Here is a 15,954-nt window from a genome sequence, read left to right as displayed (position 1 = left end):
GATGGACTTCGATCGAAGTCCATCGGTCGATTTGAGGTTCGCCGGTGGGGCCGACCGGTAGGCGTCCCAGTCGGACAACAGATCCGACAGTGGATACGACGGGCAGCGATCGCGAGGTTCGGGATAGTCTTCGCGCGTGACCAATTCGCCATATCAGTCGGGGGATCCGCGATTCGGACCACCACCCCCACCCGGGCAGTACCCTCCGCATCCGGGTTTTCAACCGCCGACTCAGCCGTACGGGGCTCCGCCTCCGTACGGTGGTCCGATTCCCGGAGGCATGTACCCGCCAGGACCGCCGTTTCGTCCGCGGCCTAAGAAGAAGCGCGCCTGGTTGTGGGTCTCGCTGGGGGTGACGGCAGTCGTGGTGGCTGTTTCCGCCTTTGTGATGATGTCGAAGTTGGTGGACTCACTACCACCGAGTGTCACTATCACCACTAGCGATGATGTGGCCGTCGGCGAGTGCGTGACGATGAAGACTCTCAACGGCGAGGCGCGCACTTACCGTGCATCCTGCGATGTGGGTACCTTCCACTTCGTCGTAGCGGACAAGGTTGTCAATGAGGCTGCGTGCGGTCCGGACTACTCGAGGTCCTGGTTTGTCCATGCGCGCTCGGGGACAAGTGACGTTCTCTGCCTGGCGCCGGTGTACAAACAGGGTCGGTGCTACTACGAACCGAGTGCGACCGGCGGTACTGCTTTGGCGGAGATGCGCGAAATCGACTGCGGCAAGCCAGTCCTCCGGCCCGGCGCGATCAACTTCCGCATCGACACAAAGATCTCGGCGGAACCACGATGTGCCCCAACCCAGGATAAGTACTACGTGTCCAAGCCGGTGCCGGCCGGTTACTGCCTCACCTATCTCGCATGACTACTCGCCGTGGCAGGCAGCAGGGGGCGATCTGGTCGATATTGGTTTGTGGTCTGAGCTCACGCAGACGTCGACCCCAGATGTCCACCCACCGATCGACCTGCTCGGTCCCCCGGACTATCGCCCGACCGACGGACTTCAATCCGACCGAAGGACTTCGATCGAAGTCCATCGGTCGAGTTGAGGTCTGCCGGTGCGCTGATCCCATGGACCGGTGCCGGTAGTCTTCGCGGCGTGACCAACTCGCCGTATCAACCGGGGGACCCTCGATTCGGGCCACAACCACAGCCCGGGCAGTACCCACCGCACGGCGGGTTCCCGCCGCCCAACCGGACCTTCGGGGCGCCGCCACCGAATCAGATGCCCTATGGCGCCCCGCCTCCGTACCCGGGTCCGATGCCGGGAGGGACGTATCCACCCGGGCCGCCGTTCCCGCCGCCGCCGAAGAAGAAGCGCACGGGGTTGTGGGTTGCGCTGGCCGTCGTCGGTGCGTTGTTGCTGATCGTCGTGATCGGCGGGGTGGCGAGAGTGGTGATCGGCGCGGCTCAGGGCGGGAGTGGGGTTCAGGACACCAGCGACGTCGCGGTGGGTGAGTGCATCGTGGTGACGGCGGAGCCGGACACGCTCAAGGCCCGCGAAGTGTCCTGTGCGGACACCGGTTTCCACTATGTCGTGGCGGACAAGGCGATCACCGAGGGACTGTGCGGTCCCGACTACTCCCGGTATTGGATCGCGGGCGAGGACGGCGCGCTCTGCCTGGCGCAGGTCTATCAGGAGGGACGGTGTTACTTCCTGCCGACCGCGACCGGCGGCAACGCGCTCGCCGAGACGCGCGAGATCCAGTGCGGTTCACCGGTTTCCGGAGGGACGAACATTCGCGTCGATTCGAAGACGTCGGGTGAACCGCAGTGCACCGATTCCGACGGGACCTACTTCGCGGAAAAGCCCAGGCCCGTTGGTTACTGCTTCAGTCTGATCGAGTGACACCGTCGACCCGCGCGGTGTGAACCGGGCACACCCACCACCAATGGACAGGTCCACCCCGAGATCGGGGGCGTGTCTGTCCATCGCTGGTGGATCTACGCCGACCGAAGGAAACGAGAACTCCCACCGGTGGATTCGCCGGTGGGAGTTCTCGTCTCAGGTGGTTCTGGCTCAGAAAGCCGCTTCGTCGAGTTCCATGATGTCGTTGTCGATGTTCTCGACGGTGACGCGGACGGCGGTGAGCAGGGGCAGCATGTTCTTGGCGAAGAAGCTGGCCACTGCGACCTTGCCCTCATAGAACGACTTGTCGGCATCGGTGGCGCCGTTGTCCAGTGCGGCGAGGGCCACCTCGGACTGGCGCAGGAGCAGCCAGCCGATGAGGAGGTCGCCGACCGCCATCAGGAAGCGGACCGATCCGAGACCGACCTTGTACAGCTCGGACGAGTTCTCCTGTGCCGCCATCAGATCGTTGGTCAGCGACGCCGCCATCCCCTGGACGTCGTCGAGGGCCGTCTTCAGCAGTGCACGCTCGGTCTTGAGCCGGCCGTTGCCCGCCTCGGAGTCGATGAAGCTCTGGATCTGTCCGGCGACGTGTGCCAGGGCCTGGCCCTTGTCGCGGATGATCTTGCGGAAGAAGAAGTCCTGGGCCTGGATGGCCGTGGTGCCTTCGTAGAGCGAATCGATCTTGGAGTCGCGGATGTACTGCTCGATCGGGTAGTCCTGCAGGAAGCCGGAGCCACCGAGGGTCTGGAGCGACTCGTGGCCGAGGGTGCCGTAGGCGCGCTCGGAACCGACGCCCTTGACGATCGGCAGGAGCAGGTCGTTGACGCGGTGTGCCATCTCGGCGTCGGCGCCGGAGACGATCTTCGCGGCGGCGACGTCCTGGTGCGACGCGGTGTACAGGTAGATCGCGCGCAGTCCCTCGGCGTATGCCTTCTGGGTCATCAGCGAGCGACGGACATCCGGGTGATGGGTGATCGACACGCGCGGTGCGCTCTTGTCGGTCATCTGGGTCATGTCCGCACCCTGGATACGCTCCTTGGCGTATTCGAGTGCATTCAGGTAACCGGTCGACAGGGTCGAGATGGCCTTGGTGCCCACCATCATTCGAGCGTGCTCGATGACGTCGAACATCTGCGCGATGCCCTTGTGGACCTCGCCGACGAGCCAGCCCTTGGCCGGGACACCGTGCTGTCCGAAGGTGACCTCACAGGTGGCCGAGGCCTTGATGCCCATCTTGTGCTCGACATTGGTGACGAAGACGCCGTTGCGCTCGCCGAGCTCGCCGGTCTCGAAGTCGAAGTGGAACTTCGGTACGAAGAACAGCGACAGGCCCTTGGTGCCCGGTCCGGCACCCTCGGGTCGTGCGAGCACGAGGTGGAAGATGTTCTCGGTCATGTCCTGATCGGCCGAGGTGATGAAGCGCTTTACGCCGTCGATGTGCCAGGAGCCGTCTTCCTGCTGCACTGCCTTGGTGCGGCCGGCGCCCACATCGGAACCGGCGTCGGGCTCGGTCAGCACCATGGTGGCGCCCCAGCCGCGCTCGGAGCAGATCGCTGCCCACTTCTTCTGCTCGTCGGTGCCGTTGTCGTAGAAGATGTTCGAGAAACCCGCACCGGCGGCGTACATGAAGACCGGCGGGTTGGCGCCCAGGATCATCTCGCCGATGGCCCAGTACAGCGAACGGGGAGCGGGCAGACCGCCGAGCTCCTCGGCGATGCCGATCTTGTCCCAGCCGCCTTCGACGAGGGCGTTGTAGGACTTCTTGAACGACTCGGGGATCGTCACGGTGTGGTTGTCGGGGTCGAAGACCGGCGGGTTGCGGTCGGCCTCGACGAAGGATTCCGCGATGGGGCCCTCGGCGAGCGCGCGGACCTCGCGCAGCATGTCGACGGCGGTCTCGTGGTCGAGGTCACCGAAGTCGCCTGCTTCGAGTACCTTGTCGAGCTCGAACAGTTCGAAGAGGTTGAACTGCAGGTCGCGCATGTTGCTCTTGTAATGGCCCATCGTGGTTCCTTATCTGGTGTGGCCGTGTGCTTGGCGTCCTCGACCCGGTCCGATCGCGTCGCGAGGGCGCGTACCGGCCGGGCGATGTGGCTGTTCGGCTCGAGCTAAGTTACTCGCCGGTAACCCCAAGAATAGACCCATCCTCGCGTCGGGGCAATCGATGAACGTGTGATCTACGCCCCCGGCGGTCGATCCCGCCGACGAGAATCCCCCAACTCCGACATCTCGGTTCGATGTGCGCTCCAATGAGCCATGAGAAGATCCCGAATCGGCACATCTCGGACGGCGATGGTCGTGATCGCGATTCTCGCTCTGGCAGCCGGTCTGCTGGTGAGTGTCGCCCCGGCCGACGCCGCACCCAAGCCGGCGTGGAACGGGGTGTACTCGCTCAAGAGGTTCGCGGCGACCAAGACCGGGACCAGCCTCGCGGCACGTCAACGCGAACCCGACTTCGCCGACGACTACACCTTCGTCACCGAGTGTCTCCGCACCAGGTGCACCGCGACCGTCGTGGGCGGCCCCAAGCCTGCGAACCCGACGCTGCCCCAGCCGCCGCGCTACACCTGGCAGAACGGCGCCTGGGTACATCGCTACAGCTGGCAGTGGGATTGCTGGCAGGGCGCGGGTGTCCCGAAGGTGTGGCGGCCTGCGCGGTCGGTCGCGACCTACCGGCCGCAGAGCGACGGCTCGCTCAAGGGCGTGTGGCGGACCACGATCTCCGGAGGTCCGTGCCGAGGGACCGTCGTGATGAACGTGGCGGCCTACCCGGTCTCATGACCTGACGGATCAGAGGGATTCGCGGAGGTAGGCGAGATCGTCGGGGATGCCCTCGGCGGGCGTCTCGAGGATGACCGGCGCACCCGCCGCCTCGGCGACCGCCACCAGGACCTCGGGGTCGATGTGGCCGGAAGCGAGGTTGGCGTGCCGGTCGCGTCCGGAGTCGAACTCGTCGCGCGAATTGTTGAGGTGCACCAGGTCGATTCGTCCGGTGATCTGGCGGACGCGTTCGACGAGCCCGACCAGGTCTTCGCCACCCGCCCACGCGTGACAGGTGTCGAGGCAGAAGCCGGCCTGGTCGAAGTCGCCGACCGCCTCCCACAACCGGTCGATCGCCTCCAGGGTGCGGGCCATCGCGTGGTCGCCGCCGGCGGTGTTCTCGATCAGGATCGGTACGCCGAAGCCGCCCTTGTCGACCTGACGATCGAAGAGCTTGCGCCAGTTCGCGAATCCCTCGGCGCTGTCCTCGCCGTCCCGCAGGTGACCGCCGTGGACGACGAGACCGAACGCGCCGAGTTCCGCGGCGGCAGCTGCCTGCTGTTCGACGGCTTTGCGTGAGGGCATCCGCAGCCTGTTGTTCAGGCTCGCGACGTTGATCTGGTAGCTCGAGTGCACGACGACGTCGATGTCGGATTCCCGGAACTCGGCCGCCCGCGGATTGGGCTGGGGCTTCTTCCAGCTCTGGGGATCCGTGACGAACATCTGGAAGACGTCGATGCCGAGTTCTTCGGCCGTGGCCAGTGGGTCGGCGTCCTCGCGAAGATGTGCTCCGATGCGCATGCGACAACGATAGTGGCCGCCACCGACGGCCCGGAATGCCCGTCGCCGGTCTCGGGCGGGCGGTGGTCGGGGCCGACATCGGCCGGTAGCGGTCAGCGCCGGCGGCGACTCATTCGCCGAGGCAGGGTTCGGTCTCGATGGTGATCGGTACGCCGGGGGCGATGAGCAGCCGGCAGGGTGCCGCGCTGTCGTGATAGAGGTTCAGCCACTCGTGGCCGCGGGTGCCGTCGGCGTAGACCGCGTCGAGCGTGCGGTTGAGCCGGGCTTCGGCCTCCTTGTTGATGATGTAGCGCTGGTCGCCGTAGCGCAGATAGCGATTGGGCACCGAGACCTCCTTCGAACGGTGGCTCCAGTGTGATCCACAACACCGAGACCGGCGAGTGGTCCGGCAAAAACGGTCATTTACCCCAGCCCAGCGCCTCGAATCCATGCGCGCCGAGAAGCCCGAGTGCGACATGCCTGGCCGTCGCGGTGGGTGGCGGACAAAAGATGGCCATTACACTGACGGCAGGTTAAGTGGGTGGTTGCCCTGCGGGGTGTGACGGGCGGGATTGTGTCGGGTGAGTGTCGACGAGACGGTGGGCGTCCCGCAACCGGGCCGGCCTTCCGGGCGCGGTGAGCGCGAGGCCACGAAAACGACAGCCGCGAAGGCGCCCGATGGTGCGTCCGCAGCCGAAGGTGCAAGACCTTCTCCCGCCGACGCCGATCCGCCGGAGATGTCCCCGGTCGTCGACGATCTGGCCGCCGCGGCAGAGATGGAATCCGACCCCGAGAGCCGTCGCGACCTGACGATGGTCCGGCGCATCGCGATCGGCGCCTGGGTCGTTCTGATGGCGGTCCACGTCGCGCTCTATGGCCTGGCCTTCGACCGCACGCGCCTGATCATCCTGATGTGTCTGGGACTCGCGGCGGCGTGCATCGGCCGCCGCAAGTTCATCACGATCCTCATCGACTGGGCGCCGTTCGCGTTGATCCTGATCCTCTACGACTGGACGCGCGACGTCGCACGCATCGTCGACATGCCCACACATTGGCATCTCGCGATCGACTTCGACGCATGGCTGACCGGTGGGGTCAATCCCACCGCCTGGCTGCAGGAGAACCTCAAGCAGGCGAGCCCGCCCTGGTGGGAGGTCATCGTCAGCGTCGTCTACATGTCGTACTTCATCGTCCCGTACGCCGTCGCCGCCGTGCTGTGGCTGAAGGACCGATCGGCATGGCGCCGGTATGCGGCGTGCTTCGTGGCCACCACATTCCTCGCGCTGGTCGGTTACACACTGGTTCCCGGGGCGCCGCCGTGGGCGGCCGCACGATGCACCGCGGCAGAGGTCCAGGACTTCCCGCGCGACCCCATCTGTATGTACTCGGAGGAGGCGAAGGAGCCGGGCGGCCTCCTCGGTCCGCTCGACAACGAGTATCCGGACGCCAACCCCTACGTCGAACGCATCTCCTCGCGCGGATGGGGCTTCCTGAACATCCACGCCGCGTCGAACCTGGTGGAAGTCGGGCAGGGCAAGTCCAACCTGGTCGCGGCGATCCCCTCACTGCATGCGGGGCTCACGATGCTGCTCGCGCTCTTCATGTGGCCGCGGGTGAAGGCCCTGGGCAAGACGCTGTACATGGGGTACGCGTTCGCGATGGCGTTCGCGCTCGTCTACACCGCCGAGCACTACATCTTCGACATCGTCCTCGGCTGGGCGTTGGCGGCCGCGGTGGTGGTGACCTACCGGCTCATCGACCGGCAATGGCTGATCCCGCGTCAGAGACGGTTGGCCGCCGAGAGCGCGGCCGCGGGGGAGGACGACGCGCAAGCCGCCGATCCGAAGCCCGCCGACACCGACTCCCGCGACGACACAGCGAGGGCCTCGAGCAGCGCGTCGTGAACTCGTAGTGTGGACACCGTGAGCCGACGCCGCCATCCGGGTCACCGCGTGGTCGTACGACGACGCGGGCTGGTGTTCGTGCTCGTCCTGGCCGTGATGCTCATGCACACCGTGGTGTCGGGACATGCGGGCGCGCCTGCCGCGGCCACCGCGGGGCACGAGATGCCCGGTCATTCTGCGGGGCACCCTGAGTCGCATGGTGTCGACGACGCCGCGATGGTCGCGTCGCCGGTGATGGTGTCGGCGCCGGAGATGACGGCCTCCGAGGACTGCGGGGATCACGTCCACGACTGCGTCTTCACCCGTGCGGCGGACGTCGACCTCCCGGCCGTGGTGCTGGTCCTGCTCGTCTGGGCGCTGGCGGTGCTGCCGCGCGTCACCGACACGGTTCGACACCGCACGACCGTGCTGGGCCGTCCACCACCCTGGGCGATCCCCTCGCATCTGCAATTGCAGGTGATCCGCTGCTGAGGAGACCTCGGCGGACCGCTCGGTTCGCCATGTCGTCCTCTCTCCACCACCGGCCTGCGCATCGACGCGGCCGGATCTCAGCAGCAAAGGAATCCCACTCATGTACGCACACAAAACATCTCGACGCCGAGTGCGCGCGGTCGCCGGACTCGGACTCGCGGCGTCTGCCGTGCTCGCCCTTGCCGGATGTTCGCCGGACGAGGAGCCGGCCACGACCACCACGGGAGCCTCCCAGCCCGTCTCGTCGGTCTCGGCTTCGGCATCGGCTGATCACAACGAAGCCGATGTGGAGTTCACCTCGACGATGATCGGGCACCACCGTCAGGCGGTGATGATGGCCGAACTCGTCGAGGGCAGGACCGACAACGCCGAGCTGATCGCGCTCGCGTCATCGATCGAGAAGGCGCAGAACACCGAGATCACCGAGATGGAAAGCCGGCTCGAGTCGTGGGGCGTCGACCCCTCCGAGACGGACTCCCACGGCGGTCACGGTGGACACGACGACATGCCCGGCATGTTGTCGTCGGATCAGATGACGGCACTGCGGAACTCGCAGGGCTCGGCCTTCGACACGCTGTGGCTCGAAGGGATGATCCGCCACCACGAGGGAGCCATCGCGATGGCCGACGCCGTCCTCACCGACGGTGTCGATCCGGCGACCAAAGCACTTGCGGCGGAAGTGAAGAAGACGCAGAAGGCCGAGATCGATCAGATGAAGGGCATGCTCGGCCAGAGCTGAGCGCCCAGGAATGACATCGGGGCGGTTGACGTCCGCGAACGGACGTCAACCGCCCCGAGCGGGGTCCTTCACAGGCTGGCCTCCGCCGGGCCGTCGCCGGACAACATGTGCCGGAACCATTCGTGACCAGGATCGTCGGTTTGTGAGGGGTGCCACCAGAGAGCAAGGCTCAACGGTGTCAGTGTCACCGGGCAGGGCAGCACCCGCACCGGCCACCGGGCCTGCACCCGAGTAGTGAGTCGTTTCTGGCACAACGCAATGCGATTCGTCCCGGACACCAGAGCAGGGAGCGACGCGTAACTGTCGACGATGAGCTGGATACGCGGTTCGATGCCTTCATGACGTAGTTCGCGCATTGCGCTGGTGTCGGTGACCGGCCGCCACGACGTGATGACCCATGGGAGTTCGGCGAGATTCTGGCGGGTCAGTGTGTCCCCAACCCGATCGTTGTCGTTGGCGACGAGGCAGACCCACTCGTCACGGAGGAGGTCGAGATACGGAGTGTTCTTGGCGTCGAGAAGAATCCCGTGAGGCAGAACCACGCCGTCGACCGTCTGGAGGGAGTCCGGCGCTTCCGCGAGAAGAGTTGTGGTGAGCTGTCTGAGCTCCACCTTGACCCGAGTGGAGTCGTCGCGGTGGATCATCGCCAGGCGATCGCTGAGGCCGACATACGAGTAGTCCGAACAGGACAGCACAAAATGGCGGCCTGATTCCTTGGGATCGAATGACGTCTGATGCGAGAACACGCGATCGAGACCGTTCAGGGCGTCGGGAGTACGTTCGAGGAGTTGGGCCGCCAGCGGAGTCAGTCGGTAGGTGTTCCCGTCACGCATGAGTAGCTCGTCATCGAAGTGGCGCCGCAGACGGGCCAGCGCCGCGCTGGTCGCGGGCTGGCTCAGCATCAGCTTCTCGGCAGCCCGCGAAACGCTGCGTTCGACCAGCAACGCGTCGAGCGTGCGCAGCAGATTGAAATCGACCTCTCGCGCCATCGCTCGATCTCAGGTGTTCAACGAGGGCGCGAGCCCGCCCGAGATGGCCGGCCACGGCTGCGTGCGACCCGTACACGAGCGCGTCGAGTGGTCGCCGCGGGAAGCCCTACGCGTTGCTGCTTCGACCTGTACCCCGTCAACACTCCCTGCGACATCGTGCACACGAACGGCCCACACGCCGGCGCGCGCGGCCAGCACCGTGGTGGCAAGGGTGGCGGCGTCTCTCGACTGGACCGGCCGGGGGACGCCCTGGTCCTGCAGGAGCGTTCCCAGGAAGCTCTTTCGCGAAGTGCCGACGAGTACACGTAACCCGATCGCCACGATGTCGTCGATGCCGGCGAGGAGCGCGAGGTCATCGTGCGGTCGCTTCGCGAAACCGAATCCAGGATCGAGGATGATCTGTTCAGGCCGTATCCCCGCGCACACCGCTCGATCGGCCTGCGTGAGCAGTTCGCTGCGCACCTCTGTCACAGTGTCGGCGTACTGCGCGGCAGAGCTCATGGTCCGGCTGTGACCGCGCCAGTGGTTCAACACCCACGCCACCCCGGCCTCGGCGACCAGTGGGATCATGTGTGAATCGGCCCGACCGCCGCTCACATCATTGATCAATATGGCACCCGCATCGAGTGCCCGCGCGGCCACCGACGCGCGCATCGTGTCCACGCTGACCGACACGCCGAGTCGGCTGAGTTCACCGATGACGGGTAGGACTCGTCGCATCTCTTCATCGGGATCGACCCGTTCCGCGCCGGGTCTGGTCGACTCACCCCCGACATCGATCATGTCCGCACCGGCGAGCGACATCTGTAATGCGTGCTCGATTGCCGATCGGGAGTCGACATAGCGGCCTCCGTCGGAGAAGGAATCGGGCGTCACGTTCACTATCCCCATGACACGACATCGGCCGGCCGGCTGGTGGCGAGAGTCCTTCTGGGTCATGTCACACCTCGTTGTCTGCGGCCGGTGGCCGTCGTAACGGTCAGGCGCCGGCCGTTGACGGGTCGCGCCCGCTGCCCCCGGCGTCGGAGGCGGTGTCCCGCTGTTGCATCTTTGCGGCAGTCACGGTGTTCGCCAGCAACGTGGCGATAGTCATCGGACCGACTCCGCCGGGCACCGGCGTGATCAATCCGGCGGTCTCGACGGCCGAGTGGTAGTGGACGTCGCCACTCAATCCGTTCGGTCCCCGGTGGATTCCGACGTCGATCACGGTGGCGCCGGGCTTTATCGCCGAGCCGTCGATCAGGTCGGGGACGCCTGCGGCGACGACGAGCACGTCCGCAGTGCGGCAAACGGATACGAGGTCGCGTGTTCGGGAATGGCACACGGTCACGGTCGCATCGCGCCCCAGGAGCAGCTGCGCCATGGGTTTCCCGACCAACTCGGAGCGGCCGACGACGACAACGTCGGCACCGGTGAGAGGGACATGATGAGAGTCGAGCAAGCTGAGCACGCCGGAGGGCGTGCATGGGCGGATACCCTCCTTGCCCTGCAGGAGTTTTCCAGCATTCTCCGTGGTGAGTCCGTCGACGTCTTTCGAAGCAGGTATGCGTTCGATCAGCGCGGCGGAATCCAGGTGGCCAGGCGTCGGCAGCTGCAAGAGTATGCCCGACACCCGCGGGTCCGTGGCGAGCTCGTCGATGAGTTCGACCGCGGCGGACTGGGAAACATCGCCGGACAGATGTTGATGTAGATCGGACATGCCCGCAGCGACCGAGGCCCGGCGCTTGTTCCGGACATACACCTCAGAGGCGGGGTCATCGCCGATGAGGACGGTCGCCAGTCCTGGTGCAGAAAAACCGGATTCGACGAGCCGCGTCACTTCTGACCGGACGCCTTCACGGACCTGCCGCGCTATGGCCACGCCGTCGATGATCTGTGCTGTCATGATTCTCCTAGAAGACGACTGTGGTGTTGCCCGTACGTGCGACGCGATCCTCGCAGTGCCATCGAACGGCTCGCGAGAGAACGGTGCGTTCGACATCCGCGCCGAGGCGGACCAGGTCTTCGGTCGACTGCTCATGAGTGACCCGAACAACGTCTTGTTCGATGATGGGCCCCTCGTCGAGTTCGGCGGTGACATAGTGAGCAGTCGCCCCCACGAGCTTCACGCCTCGTTGCTTCGCCTTCTGGTAGGGGCCGGCGCCGATGAACGCGGGTAGGAACGAATGGTGGATGTTGATGAGCGGACAGTCGATTCGCTCGAGAAAGTCCGGGGTGATCACCTGCATGTACCTCGCGAGTACGACGAGGTCGACGTTTCCCTGCAGGAGTTCGAGTTGTCGTTGTTCGGCGTCGGCGCGATTGTCGCGCGAAGCGGGTATGTGAAAGAACGGCACGCCGAACGGGCGAACGGCTTCCGCGAGGTCCGGATGATTGGCGATCACCATCGCCACGGACATGTCGAGTTCGCCACGTCGATTGCGCCACAACAGGTCCAGTAGACAGTGGTCGGTCTTGGACACCATGATGGCGACGCGCTTCGGTCGGGCGATCTCCGTCATCCGAAAGTCCATGTCGAAAGGTCCGGCGACGTGCTCAGCGAAATCCGAGCGCATGTCTTCGCACGCAGCCGCCAGGCCCGGTCGGTGGAACTCGGTGCGCTGGATGAATTGTCCGCCCGTCTCTTCGGTTGAATGCTGGTCGAGTGTGACAATGTTCGCGCCGTGCTCGGACAGAAAGGTGCCGACTGCCGCGACGATTCCGGGCCGGTCCGGGCACTGGATCATCAACCGCCCCATGTCCGCGGTGTCTCGGCCCGCCGCTGAGGTGGGTTGGGGTGCCATCACCGCCGTGTTCATGGTGTCTCCGTCGAGGTTGATAGCGTGCGCTGACGCCATGCAATGGTCTGATCGAGGTCGTTGAAGCTGAAGATGTGTATCCCCGCGAGCCCGTAACGCGGGTCGCCGAGGACAGGGCCGATCCGGGACAGGATGTGATCGGGGCGGTATCCGCCCGGCCGGAAGAACCTATACAGCAGGGATTGTTGTTTGGTCAGGAAGCGGGTCGATTCCCCGAGACCGAGTGTGGCGGAGATCCGGAGCAGCTTCTTTCGTCGCACCGCGCCCGGGACGCCGACCAGGATCGGGAGGTCGATACCCGAATCCCGGAGCCTTGCAGCCCATGCCACAGTGGTGCCGGGATTGAAGCAGATCTGCGTCGTGATGTGATCGGCGAGGATCGCCTTCGCCGACAGCGCGTTCATCAGGACCGCGTCGTCCACCCCGGGAATGCCCTCGGGGTGCCCCCCGATACCGATATCTGTGAATGGACTGCTGCCATCGTGGATCGCGGTGAGCAGAGCCAGCGCATCGGCGAAGGATGTCGCGGTGTCGGTGGCATCGCCTCCGATGACGAACGCCGAGGTGATCTCTGAATCTCGGCAACGGCTCAGAATGTCGGCCAGGTGGCCGCGATCCCGGATCAGGCGCGCCGAGAGGTGCGGTGTGACCGCATAACCCGCGTGGGAAAGTCTCTCGGCGAGGTCGATGGTGGCGTCTTGGCCGCGACCTGGCGATGCGGTCACCGTCAGACGGACGGACCGGGGGACGTGTTCGAGTACCGCGTCGCCGGTGGAGGTGAACGGAATGATCTCGACGGGTGCGCTCTGGACGGCATCGCGCAGAGCATCGCGTGTGAATGGGTTGTCAGCGGCTGAGTAGGGAGTCAAGGCTTCAATCCCGGGCTAGTGGGTCCGTGGCGGTTGCGTGCTGACTGTGGCCCGCAGCGTCGTCTGGACGTGCGGTTGCATGTACTGCCGCCCTGCCCCGCCATCCGGTTCCCCCCAGGTGATTTCGACCTCGTCCCCGTCGCGTGCGTCGTCCTCGTACAGGGAGGCGAGGCTCACGACCTCACCGATGTTGGTGGACAGACCGCCCCACATCGATGCCCCGACGATCCGATCGTCGATTCGTACCGCGTCGTAGTAGGCGGTGACGGGGGTGCAGTTCGGCAGGCACATGATCTTCGGTCGCTCACCGGTGCCGAACATGCTGTCTCGCGAGATGCGCGACACGTCGTCGGTGTTCCAGCGCAACCAGACTTTTCGACGACGGGACTCGTCGGCCCGGGCCTCGAGCGCCTGCCGGCCGATGAAGTCGTGGTCGAATTTGACGAGGTTTCCGTACCCGAGGTCCCAGGGGTACATGTAGAAGTCCTCGATGTCGTGGGATTCGAGGCTGCCTTGAAGTGAGAGAACGCTTTCCAGCGAGTGCGTCGGAAGGTACTCGCGATAGGCAAGCATGTCGTCCTGTGTGTAGATGCCCGGAACGAACATCGGGATCCACCCTGATTCGGCCAATGTCGTCACATAGGACGTCGCTCCTCCGCGCTGTAGCCCCAGCTCGGTTCCGGCGTCGATGAGGACGTCCAGCACGGTGTGCAGGTGTTCGTACGGACCCCATAGTTCGAGGCCGGTGTATTCTTCGCCCGGTACGCCGGACATGGTGTGGTTGAGTGCGTACACGGGCGTCCCGCCGATGGACAGTTCGCCCATCCGGAAGAAGCCGATGTGGTCGAACTTCGCGTCTGCGGCGGCCTCGATGATGTCCTGGGTCCGAGGACCGTTCAACTGGAATCGCCAGAACCGACGTTGCCCGGAACGATTGAACAGGGTGGCTTCGTCACGCGTTACCTCGACGTCGTAATTTCCTCGCCGGACTTGGAACTCGACCCAGTTCGCCGCGCTCGGAACCCCGACGAGACTGAACTCGTCGTCGGCCAGTCCGAACAGGATGGCGTCGCCGATCACGTGTCCGTCGGGTGCGCACGCGACGAACTGCTTGGCCCGGTTGTTGCCCAGGTTCGCCGGGCTGTTGACACCGGTGTCGCTGAGCAGGCGTTTGACGTCGGGGCCACGGAAGGTGACCGCGGTCATGTGGTGGGTCTGGTCGAAGAGGACTGCGCCTTCGATCCATGCCTTTTGCTCGTCGTACCAGGTGGACCATTCGGGCGGGTACCAGAACGGGTAGTTGAGTGCGGGTACCCCGCGTAGCAGTTCGACCGGGCTGCCGGACTCGTTGATTCTGTCTTGAAGCGACTGTGGCACGGCGGATCTCTTTCGAAGTGGTGACGTAACGGTCAGCGTGGGAGGTTCGGCATTTCAGACCGTTGCGGTCAGGTCAGCCCTCCGGTTGTCTTCCTTGTAGGGAGCGGGGGCCACGGTCGCCCGGACCTGCTTCTGCGGAGTACCCGGGTCTCCCCACACGACCACCACCTCGGTTCCTGGTTCGGCGTGTGCGACGTCGATCGTGCAGAGCGACAACATCCGACGGAAGTAGACGCTGTAACCCCGGGATGTCGTCACACCGACGACGTCGCCGTCGGCATTGAGCACACTGTCGGCGACGATATGACCGCGCATGTCGCGGGGGATCTCCATGGGCGTGTACATCGGGCGGCTCGGATCGAAAGCTGACGCATAGACGTCGATCACGTCGTTGGCGTTCCATTCGAGGGTGACCATCTTGCGGCGAGGCGTCGCCACTTCCTCTTCGAGCGCTTTGCGGCCGCGGAACTCATGGTCGAACTTGATGTTCCGGCCCCAGTTGAGCTCAACGGGGCTGCGGTACCAGTCGGCTGGATCGTCCGACTCGAAGCTGCCCTTGATGCGGATGAACATTTCGAGCAGGCCGGGGATCTCGGTGCGGATCTTGTCCACATAAGACACCATGTCGGGTCCGAAGATGGCCGGGATGTAGTCCCAGCCGATTGTCGGGAAGCAGGCCTCGAGGTGGTTGATCATTGCGACCCGGGCACCCATTTCCTCGATGCCGAACTCTTCGCCGGCGTCCATCACGGCGGCGTGGATCTTGTCGCGATCGGTCATCGGGCCGATCAGTTCGAATCCGACCTCACCGGCCATCCCCTGGCGCAGGGCCCCGACCCGGGTTCCGGCGATCTCGATGTGGCCGACGTGCATGAACTTGATGTCGCGCAGTGTGGTTCCCGATGCCTTCTCGAGTGTCTTGAGTGCGTTCGGTCCCGATACCTGGAGGCTGTATCCCTCCAGCGTTTCGACCGTGACGTCATATCCCAGCCGCTGTGCACGCCATTCCAGGTAGTAGCAACCAAGCGCGTAGATCATGAACTGGTCTTCACCTTCGCGGATGGCGATTCCCTCGTGAATGATCTTCCCGTTGTCGTCACACATCGACAGGTGCTTGGCCTGCCACAGCTCGAACTTCTCGAAGCTGTTGACGCTGTGATCGGACAAGAGCCGAAGCGCATCAGGTCCGGAGAACCGCTTCTGCCAGATGAAAGACCAGTCGCCGATGTAGCACGTCTCTTTCCAGGAGAGCTGTTCTTTGACCCACCCGGAATGCTCCAGCTGCCCCCACAGCCAGTTCATGTCGCCCACGACGGGGCCTCGTAGTTGCTCGACGACCGCCTTGGCGGAGTAGGTGTTCATGATCGCGTCCTTTCGACATGGTGGCTCGTGTAACCCGGTGAGGGCGG

Annotated in this window: 16 protein-coding genes; 6 read left to right on the top strand and 10 right to left on the bottom strand. The window is 64.9% G+C overall.

What is annotated here, in order from left to right:
* Positions 1-352 precede the first annotated feature (352 nt).
* Positions 353-871, top strand: a complete 519-nt coding sequence (locus tag ACSUZC_RS21455) for an LppU/SCO3897 family protein (RefSeq protein WP_439030470.1) — start codon at positions 353-355, stop codon at positions 869-871.
* A gap of 234 nt (positions 872-1,105) precedes the next feature.
* Positions 1,106-1,855 carry an LppU/SCO3897 family protein gene (locus ACSUZC_RS21450; protein WP_439030469.1) on the top strand — a complete coding sequence of 250 codons (750 nt, stop codon included), beginning with the start codon at positions 1,106-1,108 and terminating at the stop codon, positions 1,853-1,855.
* 171 nt (positions 1,856-2,026) lie between these two features.
* Here the strand turns inward: ACSUZC_RS21450 and ACSUZC_RS21445 are convergent, their stop codons facing one another.
* Positions 2,027-3,862 (bottom strand): acyl-CoA dehydrogenase, encoded by a 1,836-nt coding sequence (locus tag ACSUZC_RS21445; protein ID WP_439030468.1) that lies wholly within the window; start codon positions 3,860-3,862, stop codon positions 2,027-2,029.
* A gap of 288 nt (positions 3,863-4,150) precedes the next feature.
* On the opposite strand from ACSUZC_RS21445, the gene ACSUZC_RS21440 reads away from it, so the two are divergent.
* Complete coding sequence (locus ACSUZC_RS21440) at positions 4,151-4,639, top strand: hypothetical protein (protein WP_439033195.1); 489 nt, start codon at positions 4,151-4,153, stop codon at positions 4,637-4,639.
* Positions 4,640-4,648: 9 nt separating this feature from the next.
* Here the strand turns inward: ACSUZC_RS21440 and ACSUZC_RS21435 are convergent, their stop codons facing one another.
* Together ACSUZC_RS21435 and ACSUZC_RS21430 are read right to left on the bottom strand one after the other, a co-directional pair.
* Positions 4,649-5,419, bottom strand: a complete 771-nt coding sequence (locus tag ACSUZC_RS21435; RefSeq protein ID WP_439030467.1) for a deoxyribonuclease IV — start codon at positions 5,417-5,419, stop codon at positions 4,649-4,651.
* Between the two features lie 109 nt (positions 5,420-5,528).
* Positions 5,529-5,744, bottom strand: a complete 216-nt coding sequence (locus ACSUZC_RS21430) for a hypothetical protein (RefSeq protein WP_004023724.1) — start codon at positions 5,742-5,744, stop codon at positions 5,529-5,531.
* Positions 5,745-5,979: 235 nt separating this feature from the next.
* Between ACSUZC_RS21430 and ACSUZC_RS21425 the strand changes: the two genes are divergently transcribed.
* The 3 genes from ACSUZC_RS21425 (at position 5,980) to ACSUZC_RS21415 (ending at position 8,512) form a co-directional block, all read left to right on the top strand.
* Positions 5,980-7,302 (top strand): phosphatase PAP2 family protein, encoded by a 1,323-nt coding sequence (locus ACSUZC_RS21425; RefSeq protein ID WP_439030466.1) that lies wholly within the window; start codon positions 5,980-5,982, stop codon positions 7,300-7,302.
* An 18-nt stretch (positions 7,303-7,320) separates the two neighbouring features.
* Entirely contained in the window at positions 7,321-7,773 is a 453-nt protein-coding gene (locus ACSUZC_RS21420) for a hypothetical protein (protein ID WP_439030465.1), read from the top strand.
* Positions 7,774-7,873: 100 nt separating this feature from the next.
* Entirely contained in the window at positions 7,874-8,512 is a 639-nt protein-coding gene (locus tag ACSUZC_RS21415) for a DUF305 domain-containing protein (protein WP_439030464.1), read from the top strand.
* A 68-nt stretch (positions 8,513-8,580) separates the two neighbouring features.
* Here ACSUZC_RS21415 and ACSUZC_RS21410 read toward each other — a convergent pair whose 3' ends face one another.
* The 7 genes from ACSUZC_RS21410 to ACSUZC_RS21380 form a co-directional block, all read right to left on the bottom strand.
* Positions 8,581-9,501, bottom strand: coding sequence for a LysR family transcriptional regulator (locus ACSUZC_RS21410; RefSeq protein WP_439030463.1), 921 nt, complete (start codon positions 9,499-9,501; stop codon positions 8,581-8,583).
* Positions 9,502-9,510: 9 nt separating this feature from the next.
* Positions 9,511-10,392 (bottom strand): dihydropteroate synthase, encoded by an 882-nt coding sequence (gene folP / locus ACSUZC_RS21405; protein WP_439030462.1) that lies wholly within the window; start codon positions 10,390-10,392, stop codon positions 9,511-9,513.
* Between the two features lie 88 nt (positions 10,393-10,480).
* On the bottom strand, positions 10,481-11,482 hold the full coding sequence (locus tag ACSUZC_RS21400) for a bifunctional 5,10-methylenetetrahydrofolate dehydrogenase/5,10-methenyltetrahydrofolate cyclohydrolase (protein ID WP_439030461.1): 1,002 nt from the start codon (positions 11,480-11,482) through the stop codon (positions 10,481-10,483).
* Positions 11,394-12,299, bottom strand: coding sequence for a formyltetrahydrofolate deformylase (gene purU / locus ACSUZC_RS21395; RefSeq protein WP_439030460.1), 906 nt, complete (start codon positions 12,297-12,299; stop codon positions 11,394-11,396). The genes ACSUZC_RS21400 and purU overlap by 89 nt, the downstream gene beginning before the upstream one ends.
* Positions 12,296-13,168 (bottom strand): methylenetetrahydrofolate reductase, encoded by an 873-nt coding sequence (locus ACSUZC_RS21390; protein WP_439030459.1) that lies wholly within the window; start codon positions 13,166-13,168, stop codon positions 12,296-12,298. The genes purU and ACSUZC_RS21390 overlap by 4 nt, the downstream gene beginning before the upstream one ends.
* Before the next feature lie 15 nt (positions 13,169-13,183).
* Entirely contained in the window at positions 13,184-14,545 is a 1,362-nt protein-coding gene (locus tag ACSUZC_RS21385) for a hypothetical protein (protein ID WP_439030458.1), read from the bottom strand.
* Positions 14,546-14,599: 54 nt separating this feature from the next.
* Positions 14,600-15,907, bottom strand: coding sequence for a hypothetical protein (locus tag ACSUZC_RS21380; RefSeq protein WP_439030457.1), 1,308 nt, complete (start codon positions 15,905-15,907; stop codon positions 14,600-14,602).
* Positions 15,908-15,954: the final 47 nt, after the last annotated feature.

The organism is Gordonia terrae, from assembly GCF_051789125.1.
In the GTDB taxonomy this organism is placed as follows: Bacteria; Actinomycetota; Actinomycetes; order Mycobacteriales; family Mycobacteriaceae; genus Gordonia; species Gordonia terrae_A.
Note: the sequence above shows the minus strand (reverse complement) of the source record. Positions and strands in the feature narration are given on the sequence as shown.